The sequence below is a fragment of the Arthrobacter sp. P1_D4 genome, assembly GCF_056406115.1.
In genome coordinates, this window is record NZ_JBFUAU010000013.1 from 195,152 (window position 1) to 212,475 (window position 17,324).

12 protein-coding genes and 2 tRNA genes are annotated in these 17,324 nt (G+C 69.1%); 4 read left to right on the forward strand and 10 right to left on the reverse strand.

Annotated elements, in window-relative coordinates:
- Positions 1-36 precede the first annotated feature (36 nt).
- Positions 37-1,572: a dihydrolipoyl dehydrogenase family protein gene (locus AC1D0A_RS14275; protein WP_476946084.1), complete on the reverse strand. Its 1,536-nt coding sequence runs from the start codon at positions 1,570-1,572 to the stop codon at positions 37-39.
- A gap of 165 nt (positions 1,573-1,737) precedes the next feature.
- Between AC1D0A_RS14275 and AC1D0A_RS14280 the strand changes: the two genes are divergently transcribed.
- Positions 1,738-2,466, forward strand: coding sequence for a FadR/GntR family transcriptional regulator (locus tag AC1D0A_RS14280; protein WP_028275178.1), 729 nt, complete (start codon positions 1,738-1,740; stop codon positions 2,464-2,466).
- A 148-nt stretch (positions 2,467-2,614) separates the two neighbouring features.
- On the opposite strand, the gene AC1D0A_RS14285 is transcribed toward AC1D0A_RS14280, so the two are convergent.
- Positions 2,615-2,688: transfer RNA gene (locus tag AC1D0A_RS14285), tRNA-Arg, on the reverse strand.
- A gap of 277 nt (positions 2,689-2,965) precedes the next feature.
- Here AC1D0A_RS14285 and AC1D0A_RS14290 point away from each other — a divergent pair.
- Positions 2,966-4,801: a phosphoenolpyruvate carboxykinase (GTP) gene (locus AC1D0A_RS14290; protein WP_028275179.1), complete on the forward strand. Its 1,836-nt coding sequence runs from the start codon at positions 2,966-2,968 to the stop codon at positions 4,799-4,801.
- Between the two features lie 175 nt (positions 4,802-4,976).
- Complete coding sequence (locus AC1D0A_RS14295; RefSeq protein WP_243181822.1) at positions 4,977-6,374, forward strand: FAD-binding oxidoreductase; 1,398 nt, start codon at positions 4,977-4,979, stop codon at positions 6,372-6,374.
- A gap of 150 nt (positions 6,375-6,524) precedes the next feature.
- Here AC1D0A_RS14295 and AC1D0A_RS14300 read toward each other — a convergent pair whose 3' ends face one another.
- The 5 genes from AC1D0A_RS14300 to AC1D0A_RS14320 all read right to left on the reverse strand — a co-directional run bounded on the left by AC1D0A_RS14300 (position 6,525) and on the right by AC1D0A_RS14320 (position 11,570).
- On the reverse strand, positions 6,525-7,685 hold the full coding sequence (locus tag AC1D0A_RS14300; RefSeq protein WP_243181823.1) for a globin domain-containing protein: 1,161 nt from the start codon (positions 7,683-7,685) through the stop codon (positions 6,525-6,527).
- Positions 7,686-8,705: 1,020 nt separating this feature from the next.
- Entirely contained in the window at positions 8,706-8,987 is a 282-nt protein-coding gene (locus AC1D0A_RS14305; RefSeq protein ID WP_476946108.1) for a CBM96 family carbohydrate-binding protein, read from the reverse strand.
- 206 nt (positions 8,988-9,193) lie between these two features.
- A complete protein-coding gene (locus AC1D0A_RS14310; protein WP_028278121.1) occupies positions 9,194-9,643 on the reverse strand; it encodes an RrF2 family transcriptional regulator in 450 nt (149 codons plus the stop codon).
- 20 nt (positions 9,644-9,663) lie between these two features.
- On the reverse strand, positions 9,664-10,149 hold the full coding sequence (locus AC1D0A_RS14315; protein WP_243181824.1) for a hypothetical protein: 486 nt from the start codon (positions 10,147-10,149) through the stop codon (positions 9,664-9,666).
- Positions 10,150-10,151: 2 nt separating this feature from the next.
- Positions 10,152-11,570, reverse strand: a complete 1,419-nt coding sequence (locus AC1D0A_RS14320; protein ID WP_243181825.1) for a phosphomannomutase/phosphoglucomutase — start codon at positions 11,568-11,570, stop codon at positions 10,152-10,154.
- A 124-nt stretch (positions 11,571-11,694) separates the two neighbouring features.
- On the opposite strand from AC1D0A_RS14320, the gene AC1D0A_RS14325 reads away from it, so the two are divergent.
- The gene (locus AC1D0A_RS14325; protein WP_028278123.1) at positions 11,695-13,875 is read left to right on the forward strand and encodes a RecQ family ATP-dependent DNA helicase; all 2,181 of its coding nucleotides are present in this window, start codon (positions 11,695-11,697) and stop codon (positions 13,873-13,875) included.
- Here the strand turns inward: AC1D0A_RS14325 and AC1D0A_RS14330 are convergent.
- The 3 genes from AC1D0A_RS14330 to AC1D0A_RS14340 form a co-directional block, all read right to left on the reverse strand.
- The gene (locus AC1D0A_RS14330) at positions 13,820-15,289 is read right to left on the reverse strand and encodes an MFS transporter (protein ID WP_476946085.1); all 1,470 of its coding nucleotides are present in this window, start codon (positions 15,287-15,289) and stop codon (positions 13,820-13,822) included. The genes AC1D0A_RS14325 and AC1D0A_RS14330 overlap by 56 nt on opposite strands.
- 73 nt (positions 15,290-15,362) lie before the next feature.
- Entirely contained in the window at positions 15,363-17,015 is a 1,653-nt protein-coding gene (locus tag AC1D0A_RS14335) for a phytoene desaturase family protein (RefSeq protein WP_243181827.1), read from the reverse strand.
- 172 nt (positions 17,016-17,187) lie between these two features.
- Positions 17,188-17,275: transfer RNA gene (locus tag AC1D0A_RS14340), tRNA-Ser, on the reverse strand.
- Positions 17,276-17,324 lie beyond the last annotated feature (49 nt).

Here is a 17,324-nt window from a genome sequence, read left to right on the forward strand (position 1 = left end):
CAGTTCAAATAGAAATAGTCGCTTGTGATCAACGGGTCACAGGCCATAGCTTTCCAGCAGGCGGAGCCAGACTTCGCTGATGGTCGGATAGGAGGGCACGGCGTGCCACAGCCGGTCCAGCGGGACTTCCCCCACCACGGCAATGGTGGCTGCGTGCAGGAGTTCAGCGACATCCGGGCCGGCGAACGTGGCGCCCAGCAGCACCTTTCGGTCCTCGTCGATGACCAGCTGCGCCCACCCTTCGTAGTGTTCGGCATGCAGGGAGGAGCCGGCCACCTGGATGGGGAGTTCCACGGCGGAGGCCCGGAAGCCGTCCTGCTCCGCCTGCGCCATGGTCCGGCCGACGTTCGCCAGTTCCGGATCGGTAAACACCACGTTCGGCACAGCGTGCTCGGAGGCCGTCTGGGCAAAGCGGCTCCACGGTGCCGGCTCGCCGCGGAGTTCGCCCTTGGCCCGGGCGGCAATGGCGTCTCCGGTGGCCCGGGCACCGTACTTGCCCTGGTGCGTCAGCATGGCCCGTCCGGCGGCGTCGCCGGCTGCGTAAAGCCAGGGGTTGCCGGACACATCGTTCTCGGTGGCGTGGTGGACTAGTCCGGTGGAATCGGTGGTGAGCCGCAGGGTCCCGCCCTCGGGTGCCGGGAGGCCGACGCTGTCCAGGCCGAGTCCCTCAAGGGCGGGGTGCCGGCCGGTGGAGACGAGCAGCTTGTCCGCCGTGATCGTGGCGCCATGGGCCGTGCCGTTAGCGGGACCGGCGCTCGGGCCGTCCGTGGGGCCGCCCGTGGGGCCGCACTTGGGGCCGCCGTCGAGCATTACGGTAAGGGAGCCGTCGTCGTTCTCATGCACGCTCCGCGTACCGGTGTGCAGGCGCAGGTCCACGCCATCGGCGCGCAGGCCGGCAGCGACCAGGTCTGCGGCCTGTTCCGGGAAAACGCCCAGGAGCCCGCCGCGGGCCACGAGCGTCACGGACGAACCAAGCCGGGCATAGGCCTGGGCGAGTTCGACGCCGGCAACGCCGCCGCCGAGGACCGCAAGCCGCGCGGGAACCGCGCGGGCTGAGGTCGCCTCCCTGGTGGTCCAGTACTCGACGTCGTGAAGCCCCTCGACCGGCGGCTGGTTCGGGGCGGAGCCCGTGGCGACCACCACGGCGTGCCGGGCCGTGAGTGCGTAGCTGTTGCCGTCCAGCCCGGCCACCTCGACGTGCCGCGGGGCGGTGATCCAGCCGTGGCCGCGGATCAGTTCGATGCCTGTCTCCTCCACCCACTTGACCTGGCTGTCGTCCTGCCAGTTCGAGGTGAAGTAATCCCGGCGCTTCAGCACGGCTGCCGGATCCAGGGTGCGGGTGACCGCTTCCTGGGCGCCGGGGACCGTCTGCGCGCCATGCAGCGCAGTGCCCGGCCGCAGGAGCGCCTTCGAAGGCATGCAGGCCCAGTACGAGCACTCGCCGCCGACCAGCTCCGCCTCGATGAGCACTGCTGTCAGGCCGCCGCGGACCACACGGTCCGCCACATTCTCGCCCACGGCCCCGGCGCCGATCACAATGACATCGAATTCCCGCTCAATCTGTGCCGTCATGGCACCAGCCTACGCCGGGGCCATGGCCGCATCCGGGGGAGCTCCGGGCGCCGGCGATGCGGGCTTCCGGCGTAATGTGCCGGGCCGAACCCTTTGCAGGACGGGGGACGGTCGATACTGTTGGGACCATACTTGGGGGAGGAGGCGGCCATGGCCGCACGCAACATGACAACAGGCCCGGCCATACCGCTGGCAAGATTCAGCGCCCAGGCCCGGCTCCGGGCGCTCCAGTCGGACATCCTGGAGCTGATCCTGGAACGCGACCTGGTTCCCGGCGACCCGCTGCCGACCGAAAACGAGCTGACGGCGGCACTTGGCGTCGGCCGCAACACCCTGCGGGAGTCCTTGAAGGCGCTCCAGGCGCTGGGCGTCATTGAGATCCGCCACGGATTCGGCATGTTCGTGGCGCCGAGCAATTTCGAGGCCCTGACCGATGGGCTCACCTTCCGCGCCCGGCTGTCGCTGCGCCATCAGGGCGAGGAAGCCCTGCAGCTCGTGGAGGTCCGGCAAGCACTCGAATCCGGCCTGGTCGGCGCCGCCATGGACCGGATCAGCGCAGAACAGCTGGCCGCCGTGGAGGAGTCCGTGAACCGCATGGAAGCGCTGGCCGACGCGGGGGAGCCCTTCATCGAGGCCGACGCGGAGTTCCACCGCAGGCTTTTCGAGCCGCTGAACAACGACCTGCTGATCAGCCTGATGGACGTTTTCTGGAAGGTCTACCGCCGGATCCACCTCGAACTCGGCGGACCGTACGCCGTCGACCTGCAGGCAACGGCCGCAGTGCACCGGGGGATCTATGAGGCGGTCGCAACGGCGGACAAGGCCCTCGCCTCCGAGCGGCTCAGCACGCATTTCGACGACATCCGCACCATCATCGTCCGGACCACGGCCTGAGCCCTGCGGCCGGGCCGCTCCGGCCCAACGGCTGCCGCCGGCGCCCAGCCCGGCGCCTAAGGCAGCCGGCCCGGCGCCCTGGCGCCTAGGGCAGTAGGCGGTTAAAGCAAAAGATCCGCCCCGGCGAACCGGGGCGGATCTTCAACTGTGCGCCCAAAGGGATTCGAACCCCTGACCTTCTGTTCCGTAGACAGACGCTCTATCCAGCTGAGCTATGGGCGCATTCTTGGCTCTTGGAGAACTTCTCTCTCCCCGAACCTCGAATTACTTTACGCGAGCCCGGGCCCAGTTACAAATCGAAACGGGTGTAATCTAGCCGACTAGACCGGTCTACGTGACCTTAGTCACAAAAAGGAGGGATGATGGCCGGCCAGTTCCTTGAATTTCCGCGGTTTTTGAATTGCTCCGCCCCGGTCATCCCACGTCCGGGCCCGAAATGGGCCCCCTGCCGAGCCCTAGCATTTAGGACACACCACTGAACCCGAGGAAGGGAACCGTAATGGGAGATCTGGCGCGACTGCCGTTGCTTGAAAAAGCACCCACCACACATGCCGGTCTACTGGCATGGGTAGAAGAGGTAGCTCAACTGACCCAGCCGGACCGGATCTACTGGGTTGACGGGTCGGAAGCGGAAAACACCCGGCTGACCGACGAGCTCGTTGCCGCCGGCACCCTGACCCGCCTCAACGAGGACCTCTTCCCCAAGTCGTTCGCGGCCTTCTCCGACCCCGCCGACGTGGCCCGGGTCGAAGAGCAGACCTTCATCTGCTCCGAGAACGAGCACGACGCAGGCTTCACCAATAACTGGATGGCCCCGGCGCAGATGAAGGAAAAGCTGCGCGGCCTGTTCGCCGGCTCCATGCGTGGCCGGACCATGTACGTGATCCCCTTCGTGATGGGCCACCTCGACGCCGAGGACCCCAAGTTCGGCGTCGAGATCACCGACAGCGCCTACGTTGTCGCCTCCATGCGGATCATGGCCACCATCGGCACCGAGGTCTTGGACAAGATCACCGCGACCAACGCGTTCTTTGTCCCCGCCCTGCACTCCCTGGGCGCCCCGCTGGCCCCCGGCCAGGCCGATGTCCCGTGGCCCTGCAACCCGGACAAGTGGATTGTCCACTTCCCGGAGGAGCGCTCCATCTGGTCCTTCGGGTCGGGCTACGGCGGCAACGCCCTGCTCGGCAAGAAGTGCTACGCCCTGCGCATCGCCTCGGTGATGGCACGGGACGAAGGCTGGCTTGCCGAGCACATGCTCATCCTCAAGCTGACCTCGCCGGAGCAGAAGAACTACTACATCTCCGCCGCCTTCCCGTCGGCCTGCGGCAAGACCAACCTCGCCCTGCTGGATCCGACCATCGAGGGCTGGAAGGTCGAAACCCTCGGGGACGACATCACCTGGATGCGGTTCGGCAAGGAAGGCGAGCTCCGCGCCGTCAACCCCGAGGCCGGCCTGTTCGGCGTGGCTCCGGGCACCGGCTGGGGCACCAACCCCAACGCGATGCGCGCCATCGCCAAGGGCCACAGCATCTTCACCAACGTCGCCCTGACGGACGACGGCGGTGTGTGGTGGGAGGGCATGACCGACGAGGTGCCCGCGCACCTGACCGACTGGCAGGGCAACTCCTGGACCCCGGATTCGGACAAGCCCGCCGCCCACCCGAACTCCCGCTTCTGCACGCCGATCGACCAGATCGACATGCTGGCCGAGGAGTACTACAACCCGAACGGCGTGGAGCTTTCCGCGATCCTGTTCGGCGGCCGCCGCAAGACCACCATCCCGCTGGTCACCGAGGCGCGCAGCTGGTCCAACGGCATCTTCATGGGCTCCACCCTGTCCTCGGAGACCACCGCCGCGGCAGCCGGTGCCGTGGGCGTTGTCCGCCGGGATCCGATGGCCATGCTGCCCTTCATCGGCTACGACGCAGGCGATTACCTGAACCACTGGGTCAACCTGTCCGCGAAAGCTAACCCGGAGCGGCTGCCCAAGATCTTCCTGGTCAACTGGTTCCGCCGCAATTCCGAGGGCGGATTCGCCTGGCCCGGATTCGGTGACAACGCCCGGGTCCTGAAGTGGGCCATCGAACGCCTCGAGGGCAAGGCCGACGCCGTGGAGACCCCCATCGGGTTCGTCCCCACCGCTGACGCGATCGACCTCAAGGGCCTGGACATGACCCCGGCCCAGGTTGAAGAGGCCGTCCGCGTCGACCCCGCGGAGTGGACCACCGAGCTGGCCTCGATCGAGGAGTGGTTCGCCAACTTCGGCAGCTCGCTGCCCGAGGCGCTGCGCGCCGAACTCGCAGGGCTGAAGGAGCGCATGGCTGCCGAGCAGTAGCAGCCGGCACAACAGCACCTATAACAGTGCAATAGCGACGGCGGCCCCGCATCTTCCCGGAAGATGCGTCCATCAGCCGGGCCGGCCGCCGATTGGAGCGTGCGCTGGGGGCATTCCGGGCGGGTGCGGCCGCGCCCCCGACCTGCTCGCGGTAAGCGAGATTCAGGAGTTCCTCATGCTTGTCAACGACGACATCGATGCTTTGTCCAGCGCTGTCAGCGGCCCGGTCGCGTTGCCGGACAGCCCCGAATTCGCGGAGGAGACGTTCGCCTTCAACGTCGCAACAGTGCACCGGCCCGACGTCGTTCTGGGGGCCGCAGATGCCCGGGACGTCGTGGCCGCGGTTAAATGGGCGGCCGAGCGCAGGCTTCCCGTGTCCGTCCAGTCCACCGGTCACGGCGCCGAATCGGCGATCGATGGCGGCCTGCTCATCAACACGCGCAGGCTGCAGGACCTGCAGATCGATCCGGATGAACGCACCGCACGCGTCGGCGCCGGGGTGAAGTGGCGCACCCTCCTGGAGGCCAGCGTGCCGCACGGGCTCGTCGGATTGCACGGTTCCAGCACCGACGTCGGCGTCGTCGGCTACACGCTCGGCGGCGGGCTGCCCGTGCTCGGCCGCGCGCACGGCTTCGCGGCGGACCATGTCCGCAGCATGGAGATTGTCACGGCCGACGGCGCGCTGCGGCGGATCGACGCCGACGCCGAGGCCGAGCTGTTTGCACTGATGCGCGGCGGCAAGGGCAACCTGGGGATCGTGACCGCCCTCGAGTTCAGTCTCTTTCCGTTCAGTGACTTCTACGGCGGCGGCATCATCTATCCCGGGGCAGATGCGGCCACCGTCCTGGCTGCCTTCCGCCACTGGCTGCCCACGCTGCCCGAAGATGCCTCACCCTCGATCTCGCTGCTGCGGCTTCCGGATATGGACTTCGTTCCCGAGCCGCTGCGGAACCAGTTCGTCGTGCACCTGCGCTTTGCCTTCCTGGGCAAGCGCGAGGCCGGCGACGCGCTGCTGGCCCCGATGCGGGCGGTCTCCACCCCGTTGATGGACACGGCCGGGCCCATGAGCTACCTCGACGTTGACCAGATCCACATGGACCCGGCGGACCCGCTGCCCTTCATGGACGGCGGCGCGCTCCTGAAGGATTTCGGCGACGATGCCGTGGCTGACCTGCTCGAGCTCACCGGGGACGGTTCGGACTGCCCGCTGCTGCTGGTGGAGGTCCGGCCGCTCGGTGGCGCGCTGGCGCGGACTGCTGCAGTGCCGGATGCGTTGCCGGACGCCGTGTCGGGGCGGGACGCGGCCTTCCTGCTGTTCCTCGTCGGGTTCAAGATACCGCCCCTTGCCGAGGCCGTATCGGCCTCCATCAGCGGGATCCTGGCCGCGATGGCTCCCCACTCCACCGGGTACACGCTGGTCAATTTCCATGGCGAGCCGGGCGACGAGGAGGACCGGGCCCGGGCGTGGTCTCCTGAGGTATATGAGCGGATGCGGTCCGCGAAGTCCACGTACGACCCCGGCAACCTCCTGCGCTTCGGCCACGCGATCACCGGGGTGCCGGCGGCGGGCTGAGCCTGGACAGGCCTGGCCAGGTTAACCACGACGGCGGCCCGGCACCTTTATTGCGAAAGATGCCGGGCCGCCGTCGAACTCTCATCGATCGCTCCGAAAACGCCCTTTTGACCCCTCAAAAGGGCCGTTGCGGAGCAGCCGATGAGTGCTTTAGCTGGCGAGCCAGATGTCCGGGCCGAAGACCTCGTAGTGGATCTTCGTGGCCGGGATGCCGGCGTTGATGGCCTCGTTGCGGATGTTCTTCATGAACGGCAGCGGGCCACACAGGTAGAGCGAGGCGTTGGCCGGGAGGTCCACCTCGCGCAGGGACATGAAGCCCGCGTTGGAACCGGCTTCGGGCTGCTCGAGCCAGAGCTGCAGGTCGGCGCCGTCCAGGCGTTCGACGTCGTCCGTCATCTGGGAGCGCAGCGCCCAGCTGTCCAGGGTGCTTTCGGCGTGCAGGACCAGGACCTGGCGGTCCGAGCCGGACTCGGCCAGGGAGCGCAGAATGGACGCCGTGGGCGTGCAGCCGATGCCGGCCGAGGCCAGGACCACGGGGCCGTCGCCCGCCGCGAGTGTGATTTCGCCGTAGGGGTTGGAGATTTCGATGACGTCGCCCACGGCCACGTTGTTGTGCAGCACGGGGGAGACCTCGCCGCCGTCGTCGAGCTTGGTGGTGAAGCTGCGGCTGGTGCCGGCGTCACCGGAGAGGGAGTACTGGCGGACCTGGCGGAGCCCGTCCGGAAGCGTGACCTTGACGCTGACGTACTGGCCCGGCAGCGCCGCGGTGATGGGGGTGTCGTCGGCCGGTTCCAGGGTGAAGGTCATGGAACCGGTGCCGGCCGGGGTCTTGGCGGCAACCTTCCAGGGGGTCCACATCTTGGCGTTGGCCTGTGCGGCGTAGAGGCCCTTCTCGAGCTTGATGAGGGCGTCCGCCATGAGCCAGTAGACCTCGGTCCAGGCTTCGGCGATTTCCGGGGTGATGACCTCGGCCAGGTCCTCGGCGATGGCGGCGAAGAGGTGCTCGTAGACCACCTGGTACTGCGGTTCGGTGATGCCGAGGGAAGCGTGGCGGTGCGCGATCCGGGACAGCACGGTCTCCGGCAGGGTGTCCGGGTTGTTCACCAGGTGGCTGGCGAAGGCGGCGATGCTTCCGGCCAGGGCCTGCTGCTGATTGCCCGAGCGCTGGTTGGAGCGGCTGAACAGGCCGTCCAGCAGTTCGGGGTGGGCGGCGAAGAGGCGGGCGTAGAACTTGGGGGTGATGGCCCCGATCCGGGAACCGACCAGCGGCAGGGTGGCCTCGATGACGGGGAAGGACTTGTCCGAGAGCATGTTGACTCCTGAGGTAGTGGCCCGGCTTCTTCCGTCGGGCCCGCGACGATACTTGCATTTCAAATACGAATATCTATGCCTCAGTTCTACACTGCGTAGAAATCTATTCCAAATCGACGGGCTTCCGGGCGTGGCGGCGGCGGGCGCAGGCGGGTGTCAGTGGCAAGTGTCGCTGCCGGACAAGGAACCGGTAGTGCCCACGTTCGTCAACGTCATGCCGGGAAGGGGGAGGAACTGCCAGGAGTAGGACGTCGCGTTCAGGGTCAATTTGAGCGGCCCGAAGGCGCTTCGGCCACGGGCCACCATTGCGGTCAGGAGGGGGGGTCGGTGTTGGCCGACAACGCCTGGAGATCCGCCCCGCCGGCGCCCGCGGTAAAGGACCGGATCCCGGTCGGGGGAGAGCGCCGCCGCCGGCCCCCATGAACTCGGCAAGGGTGGCGTTCTGGTACTGAAGGTCCCCAAGGGCGATGAACCTGTCGGGCGACTGGGCCGCGACCACCGCGGCCACGTCGCCATGGCGGCACGCCGAGGTGGTGACAACTGAGCCGGGGGCACAGGCGATGTCGCCGACAGCCAGCACGGTCGCAGTCCCGCCGGCACCGGGTTGGGTGGTGGCGGTGGCCTCGTTGGAGCCGGGGCCGGTGTTGCCGGCGGCGTCGGTGGCGGTGACGCGGTAGTACCAGGTTCCGGCGGGGCGGTTGGTGTCGGTGTAGCTGAGCCCGGTGGTGTCGGCGATTCTGCTGGTGGTGGCGGGGGTGAAGCCTGCCGCGGTGGAGCGGTGGAGCGGTGGACGGTGTAGCCAGTGGCGCCGGTGTTGTCGGTCGCCGCGGTCCAGGACAGGGCGATGGTGGTTCCGGTGGCTGTGGCGGCCAGGGTCCCGGGCGCGCCGGGTGCGGTGGTGTCGGGCGGGGTTCCGTCCGTGTAGGTGAGGGTGGAGCGCAGCGTGGCGGAGGCCTGGCGTGACCAGAACCAGGAGCTGTCGGTGCCGGTGCCGGTCAGGGCCAGGGTCCGGGACCCGGTTCAGCCGGTCATCAGGCTGGTGTCCAGGGGAATGTCGTAGGCCGTATTGGCGGCCGTGCCGCCGGGCAGGGACCCGAGGGTGGGCCCGGAAACCGCGGGGCGGTTGGCGTAGAGGGTGCCGGTCTCGGACCAGGAGTCGGCCGCTGAGCGGCCGTTGAGGGTGTTGGCGGAGCCGGCGGAGGCCAGGCTGGTGGTGCGGATGCGCAGGATCGCGCCGGTCAGTGTTTGGGGGCGGTGATGAACGTCAGTAGGAGCGCCGCGGCGCCGGCAGCGCCAAACCAGCGGATACTTTTCATCAGCGGCCTTCGACTGGCCGGAAAGACAAAAATACCGGCTTGGTGACGTTCCCTAGGGGTACTTTGTCACCCCGTGCCTGCTTGAAGTCAATGGGCAGGCCCGCCAGGAAGGGCGTTTGGACGCCAAACCAAAGGTTTTCCCCAGATTGGGCCGGATTCCCGCCGGTAAGCGGCCCGAACCTGCCGGGCCGCTTAAAGCCCCGGGCGCAGCCCGATCGCTGCAAAGACGGGCGCCATCTGCCGGGAGGTCGGCAGTGACGCGATCACGATCCCGTCGAGTTCGCCGTAGAAGGCTTCGCGGGCTCGGGCCAGCGCGGCCCGGAGCCGGCATTCGGTGATGAGCGGGCACGTCCCGCCCGTGGCGACGCAGTCGGCCGGGTCTAAACGGGTGTCGAGTTGCCGCAGCAGCTGGCCGACCGTTGCGGTCCGGCCGGCGCTGCTCAGCCGGGATCCGCCGTTGCGGCCGCGTTCGACGTCGATCAGGCCCAGTGCGCGCAGCTTCGCCATCGCCTTGCTGACGTGGTTGTACGGCGTGCCGACGGCGTCGGCGATGCTCTGGGTGGTCAGGAGCCCGCCGTCCGGAACGGCCGCGAGCACCAGCAAAGCGCGAAGGCTCACATCGGCGAACGCATTGATCTTCATATCCCCAGCCTAAGGGCGGTCTAGTCCACCCAGACGGCGGGCTCGTTGGTATCGGCGGCCAGCTGGCCGAATTCGAGTTCGTGCGTCCCGGCGTTCGCGGCGTAGGGCAGTACGGCGGCGAAGAGAGAGCCGTCCTGGTGCTCTGCCGCGACGTGGATGGCGTCCGAGTCTTCCTCGAGCAGCGTGATGTCGCAGACGACGGCGGCGGCCCGGAACTCCTCCCGGTGCTGCCGGAGCAACTCGTGGAGGTCCCGGATCATGGCGTCCGCGTCGAAGTCGGCGTCCGATCCGTCGCTCGCGTCCGCGGGTGTGACTGCCACCAGCCGGACTTCGCCGTCGTTCTGCACCACCAGGGCGAAGGGCAGGAAGCCGCCGTTGCGTTCCAGCTGCTCCTGCGCGGCACCGACGCCGGTGCCGAGCAGGTTCTCCAGGTCCGTGGCGCTGGCGTCCGGCACGGACTCGCGCCAGGATCCGGTGTTGTCGGATTCTTCCGGGTGTACTGCCACCGCTAGCCCCGGACCAGCGCCAGGACGCGGTCGCGGACGCGTTCCATGGTGGCGGCGTCCGTGGCTTCAACGTTAAGGCGCAGGAACGGTTCGGTGTTGGACGGGCGCAGGTTGAACCAGTAGCTGCCGTCGGTGGCGATGAAGGTGCTGCCGTCGAGGTAGTCGACCTCGACGTCCTCGTCGTGGAAGTCCTCGCGGACCCGCTCGACCGCGGTGGCCTTGTCCTCGATTTCCGAGTTGATCTCGCCGGATGACCGGTACGGCTCGTATTCGCGGCCGAGTTCGGAGAGCGGGCCCTCCTGTTCGCCCAGGGCGGCGAGGACGTGCATGGCGGCCAGCATGCCCGTGTCGGCATTCCAGAAGTCGCGGAAGTAGAAGTGGGCCGAGTGTTCCCCGCCGAAGATGGCCCCTTCCGCGGCCATGACGGCCTTGATGAAGGAATGCCCCACGCGCGTGCGGACGGGCCGGCCGCCGTGGCGTTCGACGAGTTCGGGAACCGCGCGGGAGGTCAGCAGGTTGTGGATGACGGTGGGCGTGTCTTCACCGAGACCCTGGGCGCGGGCGATTTCGCGGCGGGCCACCATGCCGGTAATGGCCGACGGCGAGACAGGCTCGCCCTTCTCGTCGATCACGAAGCAGCGGTCGGCGTCGCCGTCGAAGGCCAGGCCGATGTCCGCGCCGTGTTCGACGACGGCGGCCTGCAGGTCGCGCAGGTTTTCCGGCTCCAGCGGGTTGGCCGGGTGGTTCGGGAAGGATCCGTCGAGCTCGAAGTACAGCGGCACGATCTCCAGCGGAAGCTTGGGCAGCAGGGCATCGCCAAGCACGGCCGGGGTGGTGAGACCGGCCATGCCGTTGCCGGCATCGACCACAACTTTCAGCGGCCGGGAACCGCGCAGGTCCACCAGGGACCGCAGGTACTCCGCGTAGCCCTTGAGGACGTCCTGCACGCCAATCAGGCCAGTGCTGCCGGCCGCGGGGATGGCGCCGGCGTTGAGGTATTCCTCGGCGCGGGCCTGGATTTCCATGAGCCCGGTTTCGGAGGAGATCGGCACGGCGCCGGCCTTGGCCATCTTGATGCCGTTGTATTCGGCCGGGTTGTGGCTCGCGGTGAACGTGGCGCCGGCGGCGTTGAGGGCCCCGCACGCGTAGTAGAGCTCGTCGGTGGAGATCAGGTCCAGCAGCTGGACGTTGGCGCCCCGGGTGGCTGCGCCGTTCGCGAAGGCTTTGGCGAACTCGGGGGAAGAGGGGCGCATGTCCCCGCCCACCAGCACGGTCTGCCCTGTGAGTTCCAGGACGTCGACGAAGGCGGCACCGACGGCTTCGACGATCTCCGCGGTGATGGATTGCCCCACGATTCCGCGCACATCGTAGGCCTTGAACGAGGTCGAGAGGTCAAAAGTCTTTGTCTTATCCGTATTCACGCGTCTTATCTTACGTTGCGGCCCTGACGCGCCGGCCTGTCCGCACCCTTGTCAACACACCTGGATTGTGCACATAGCGGGTACCGGCTTCGTGGCTGTCGGAGGGGGCTGGGATACTGAAGCAATGGCCAGTAACCAGAACGCCCTTTCCAGCACTGCCCTAGCCGGCACCACATCCTCTACCCGGGAACAGGCCCAGAACGTACTGCGGGAGCTCGTGGGCCATCCTGAAGCCGAGTTCCATGACGGCCAGTTCGAGGCCATTGAGGCCCTGGTCGACGGCGGCAGGCGGGCCCTGGTGGTGCAGCGCACCGGCTGGGGGAAGTCGGCCGTGTACTTTGTCGCCTCCCTGCTGTTGCGCCGCCGCGGCGCCGGGCCCACCCTGATCGTGTCCCCGCTCCTGGCCCTCATGCGGGACCAGGTCGCGGCCGCGGCGCGGGCCGGCGTGCGGGCGGTGGCGATCAACTCCGCCAACCAGCTGGACTGGGACACTGTCCGCGAGCAGCTCGCCGCCGATGAAGTGGACGTCCTGCTGGTCTCGCCGGAACGACTCACCAACCCGTCCTTCCGGGAAAACCAGCTGCCCGAGCTCGTCCGCCGGACCGGGCTGCTGGTGATTGACGAGGCCCACTGCATCTCGGACTGGGGCCACGACTTCCGCCCCGACTACCGGCGCATCGCGGACCTCATCACGCAGCTCCCGGACACGGTCCCGGTGCTCGCCACCACTGCCACGGCCAACTCCCGGGTGGTGCATGACATCGAGGAACAGCTCGGCAAGGACGTGCTCACCATCCGTGGCGCCCTGGGCCGGGATTCGCTCCGGCTCGGTGTCCTGACCCTGCCCGATTCCCGCGAACGCCTCGGCTGGCTGCTGACCCACCTGCAGGATCTGCAGGGCAGCGGCATCATCTACACCCTCACCGTGTCCGCCGCCGAGGACACCGCCCGCCTCCTGGCCGAGGCGGGGCACGAGGTCCTCGCCTACACCGGCCGCACCGACCCCGCGGACCGGGAACGCGCCGAGCAGCTCCTGAAGGACAACCAGGTCAAGGCGCTCGTGGCCACCTCCGCCCTCGGCATGGGTTTCGACAAGCCGGACCTCGGCTTCGTCGTGCACCTGGGCGCGCCGTCGTCGCCGGTGGCCTACTACCAGCAGGTGGGCCGTGCCGGCCGTGGTGCGGCGAACGCCGACGTCCTGCTGCTGCCGGGATCCGAGGACCGCGACATCTGGCAGTACTTCGCCACGGCGTCCATGCCGTCCGAGGAGAAGGCTGCCGCGGTCCTGACGGCCCTCGCCGAGGCAGGCACGGCGGTGTCCACGGTGGCACTCGAGGCCCGGGTGGACCTCCGCCGCACCCCGCTGGAGCTGCTGCTGAAAGTCCTGGCCGTGGACGGCGCCGTCGAACGCGTCGGCGGCGGCTGGCGTTCCACGGGACAGCCGTGGAACTACGACGCCGAGCGGTACGGCCGGATCGCCGAGGCCCGGGTGGATGAACAGGACTCGATGGTCATCTACCAGGACACGGCCGGCTGCCGGATGGAATACATCACCTCGGTGCTGGACGATGAAACGGCCCGCGCCTGCGGCCGCTGCGACAACTGCGCGGGCCGCTGGTTCCGCGCCGACATCGCCGAGGACGCCACGGAGACCGCCGGGCAGACCCTGCGCCGGGCCGGCGTCGCCCTGGAACCGCGGCTGCAGTGGCCCAGCGGCATGGACCGCCTGGGCGTGCCGGTTAAGGGCAAGATCAAGCCGGATGAGGCCCTCGCGGACGGCCGGGTGCTGGCGCGCCTGACGGACCTTGGCTGGGGCGGGGCCCTGCGGGAGGCCTTCGCCGCCGGTGCGCCCGACCGGCCCGTGGACCCGGGCATGCTGCAGGCCTGCGTCCAGGTGCTCCGGGAGTGGGGCACCGGAGATGCCCGGACCGCTGGCTGGAGCGGGGCCGGCCGGCCTGCCGCGATCATCAGCCTGCCCTCCCGCGGGAAGCCGTTGCTGGTGGATTCCCTGGCCCGCGGGATCTCGGAGATCGGCCGCATCCCGTATCTGGGCCAGCTGCAGCTCAATCACGGCGGACCCACCGGCGGCCGCGGCGGGAACAGCGCCTACCGGCTCGCCGGCGTCTGGGACCGCCTGGTGGTGGGACCGGAGCTGGAGGAGGCCCTGGCCGGAATCCGTGGCCAGAGCGTCATGCTGGTGGACGACCTCGTGGACAGCCGCTGGACCCTGACCGTCTCCGGGCGGGCCCTCAGGCTCGCGGGCGCCGGCGCCGTTCTGCCGCTGGTGCTGGGCCAGGCCGGCTGACCTCCGCACCGGCGTGGCGGGGGAGGACCAGGCTGTCCAGGGTGCTCAGGAGCATCAGGACAGCGATGGCCAGGAACGCCGCCCGGTACGGCGCCGCCGGATCACCGGCGACCCCGGGGGATCCCGCGCGGCTGCCTGCCTCGAAGACCCGCAGCAGGAGTGCCCCGACCGCGATCCCGGCCGCGGTGGCGAGCTGCACGAGCGTCGCGGAGACGGCGTTGGCGGACGGCAGCTGGGCCGGGACGACGTCGGCGTACTGCACGGACGCGTAGGCCGAGAATCCGATCGAGCGGAACGCCCCGCTGGCCACGAGCACCGCGACAATCAGCGGTTCCGGCGTGCCGGCGTCGAGCAGCGCGCACAGCGCGAAAGTGGCTGCGGAGGCCAGAGACGCGAACACCAGTACGGGCTTGAACCCGAAACGCCGGATCAGGGGCGTCGTGGCGGGCTTGATCCCGATGTTCCCCACGAACACGGCCGACACCATCGCCCCGGCGCGCAGCGGGTCCCAGCCGAAACCGACCTGGAACATCAGCGGCAGCAGGAACGGCACCGCGCTGATGGTCAGGCGGTACACGAAGCCTCCCGTCGCCGTCGCGCGGAACGTCCGCGTGCCGAAGACGGACAGATTGAACAGCGGCGTGCTGGTCCGACGCATCCAGGCCGCGGCGGCGGCCAGGAACAGCAGGCCCGCAGCGATCGCCGCGGCCGCCAGCAGTCCGGCGTCCCGGCCGCCCATCAATTCCAGGCCGACCAGCAGGGATCCCACCCCGAGCGTGATCAGGACCAGTCCGAGCCAGTCCAGGCGCCGCGTGCTGTCGCCGCGGACTGGGGGTACCAGGCGCAGCGCGGCCAGGAAGGCCGCCAGGCCCAGGGGGAGGTTGACCAGGAAGATCCAGTGCCAGGACAGGTAGGTCGTCAGCGCTCCGCCCACCAGCGGGGCGAGGACCGGGGCCAGCAGCCCGGGCCACACGAGGAAGGCCGTCGCGCGCAGCAGATCCTTCTTCGGGGTGCCGCGGAGCACCACCAGCGTGCCCACCGGGACCATCATGGCGCCGCCGGCACCCTGCAGGACACGGCTCAGCGTGAGCATGGTCAGGTCCTGGCTGAGCGCGCAGAGCAGTGACGCGGCCGTGAAGATGGCGATGGCGAGGCAGAACACCCGGCGGGCACCGAGCCGCTCCGCGAGCCAGCCGCTGAGCGGGATGCCCATCGCCACCGTCATCAGGTAGGCGGTCATGGTGATGTTCACGTCGGCGGCAGGCACCGCGAAATCGGCGGCGATACTGGGTATGGCGGTGGTCAGGACGGTCCCGTCGAGGAATTCCATGAAGAACGTCGCGGACACCAGCAGGGCCAGCCGCGGGCTCCAGCTGCCCCCGGCCGGGTCCGCGCCGCGCGGGAAGGCGTTCATGCGCGTGTCCCCATGGTCCGGTTCACCCATAGCGCCGGCTCATCCATTGCACTGATTCACCCATTGCACTGGTTCACCCATGGCTCAGGGGTGGTTCCGATTCCAGCACGGCCATGGCGGCGTTGTGTCCGCCGATCGCACTGACGGCGCCGCCGCGGCGGGCACCGGAGCCGCAGAGCAGGATCTGCGGATCGTCCGTGGACACGCCCCAGCGGCGCGCCGGTGTGTCCAGCGGTTCGCCGTCCTCCACGAACGGCCAGTCGAGGCCGCCGTGGAAGATATTGCCGCGGGGCATCCCGACGGCGCGTTCAATGTCCAGGGTGGTCTTGGTTTCGATGCAGGGCCGCCCGTCCGGACCGGTCAGGAGCAGATCCTCGACGGGCTCGGCCAGGACGGAGTTCAGGGAGGCCAGGACGGCCGCCTGCAGTTCGGCGCGGCGGTCCTCATTGTTCTCCGCCGTGACCAGCCGGTCCGGGACGTGCAGGCCAAAGACGGTCAGCGTCTGGGCGCCGGCGGCCTGCAGTTCCGGGGACAGGATGCTGGGGTCGGTCAGCGAGTGGCAGTAGATTTCGCACGGCAGCGGCGAGGGCACGGATCCGGCCGCGGCGGTGCTGTAGGCGGCGTCAAGCTGGGACCAGGTCTCGTTGATGTGGAACGTCCCGCCGAACGCGGCCTCGGGGCTCACGGAACCGTCCAGCAGCCGGGGGAGGCGTTTGAGCAGCAGGTTGACCTTGACCTGCGCGCCCTCGCGGCGGTGGTTCGGGTTGGTGGCGGCGACCGGTGAAATGCCAAGGGCGCCGGCAGGGGCGCCGGCGGCGGCGGCAGGCAGGCCGCGCAGTCGGTCCAGGACGGCCGGCGCCACATTGGACAGCACCCACCGGGCAGTTGCCGAGTGGCCCTGCCCGCCGTGGCGGTAGTCCACGCCGCCGCCGGGCCGGACGGCGGTGACGTCCGCGGAGGTGAGGATGGTCGCGCCGGCGTCGCGCGCGGCTCGCTCCAGTTCGCCGGAGACCGCGCCCATGCCGCCGACCGGCACGTCCCAGTCCCCCGTCCCGCCGCCGATCAGGTGGTAGAGGAAGCAGATGTTTTGCTGCAGGTCCTCATCTTCAGCCCGGGCGAAGGTACCGATCAGCGCATCCGTCAGGACCACACCGCGGACCAGGTCGCTGCCCAGCTCCCGGCGGATCGCCTGCCCGATGGGATGTTCGATCATGGCCTCCCACGCCGCGTCGGCCCCGGCCCTGGCGGCGAGGGCCCGGGCGTCGGACCGCGCCAGCAGCGGCGCGGTCATTGTGGGCCAGAGCGCCTCCGTGAGCTGCCGGCACGCGGCGTAGAACGCGGTGAAGGCGCCGAACTCGCCATCGGGAGCGCCGACGGCGGCGAACGACGCGGCCGTGGCGGCCTCGTCCCCGTTGTCCACCAGCAGGGCCCGGCTGCCGTCTGCGGGGTCCGGGGTGTAGGAGGAATAGCGCCGTCGTGCCAGCGTGATGCGCAGGCCGAGGTCGTCGATGATCTGCCGGGGCAGGAGGCTGACGAGGTACGAATAGCGCGAGAGGCGGGCGTCGACGCCGTCGAACGCGTTCGCGGATACCGCAGCGCCGCCGGCGTGTTCCAGCTTTTCCAGGACCAGGACGTCCCGCCCGGCCTTGGCCAGGTACGCGGCCGCGGCCAGCCCGTTGTGTCCGCCGCCGACGATGATGGCGTCAAATTCCGTGTCGCTCGACATGGGCCTATCCTGCCATCCGGATCCGCCGCCGGGCGTGAGGCGTCCGGCCACCGGACGGGCCGGGGCGGGGGACGTGACTGCTGGGGGCAGACCAGCGCGAATGAACGACGTCGATCCGCCCTGATCTGCCCGGGAACGCAAAAGGCCCCGGTCCGAGGACCGGGGCCAAACGCGGAGACGGGGGGATTTGAACCCCCGGTGGAGTTGTGCCCCACACTTCATTAGCAGTGAAGCCCATTCGGCCGCTCTGGCACGTCTCCAATTGCTAATAACTAGCCAACCAAGGATACGCAGAAGGTGCCACGCAGT

Coding starts and splice junctions, on each gene's coding strand:
- AC1D0A_RS14275 (WP_476946084.1), bottom strand. CDS start 1,572: ATGACGGCACAGATTGAGCGGGAATTCGATGTCATTGTGATCGGCGCC.
- AC1D0A_RS14280 (WP_028275178.1), top strand. CDS start 1,738: ATGACAACAGGCCCGGCCATACCGCTGGCAAGATTCAGCGCCCAGGCC.
- AC1D0A_RS14290 (WP_028275179.1), top strand. CDS start 2,966: ATGGGAGATCTGGCGCGACTGCCGTTGCTTGAAAAAGCACCCACCACA.
- AC1D0A_RS14295 (WP_243181822.1), top strand. CDS start 4,977: ATGCTTGTCAACGACGACATCGATGCTTTGTCCAGCGCTGTCAGCGGC.
- AC1D0A_RS14300 (WP_243181823.1), bottom strand. CDS start 7,685: ATGCTCTCGGACAAGTCCTTCCCCGTCATCGAGGCCACCCTGCCGCTG.
- AC1D0A_RS14310 (WP_028278121.1), bottom strand. CDS start 9,643: ATGAAGATCAATGCGTTCGCCGATGTGAGCCTTCGCGCTTTGCTGGTG.
- AC1D0A_RS14325 (WP_028278123.1), top strand. CDS start 11,695: ATGGCCAGTAACCAGAACGCCCTTTCCAGCACTGCCCTAGCCGGCACC.
- AC1D0A_RS14330 (WP_476946085.1), bottom strand. CDS start 15,289: ATGAACGCCTTCCCGCGCGGCGCGGACCCGGCCGGGGGCAGCTGGAGC.
- AC1D0A_RS14335 (WP_243181827.1), bottom strand. CDS start 17,015: ATGTCGAGCGACACGGAATTTGACGCCATCATCGTCGGCGGCGGACAC.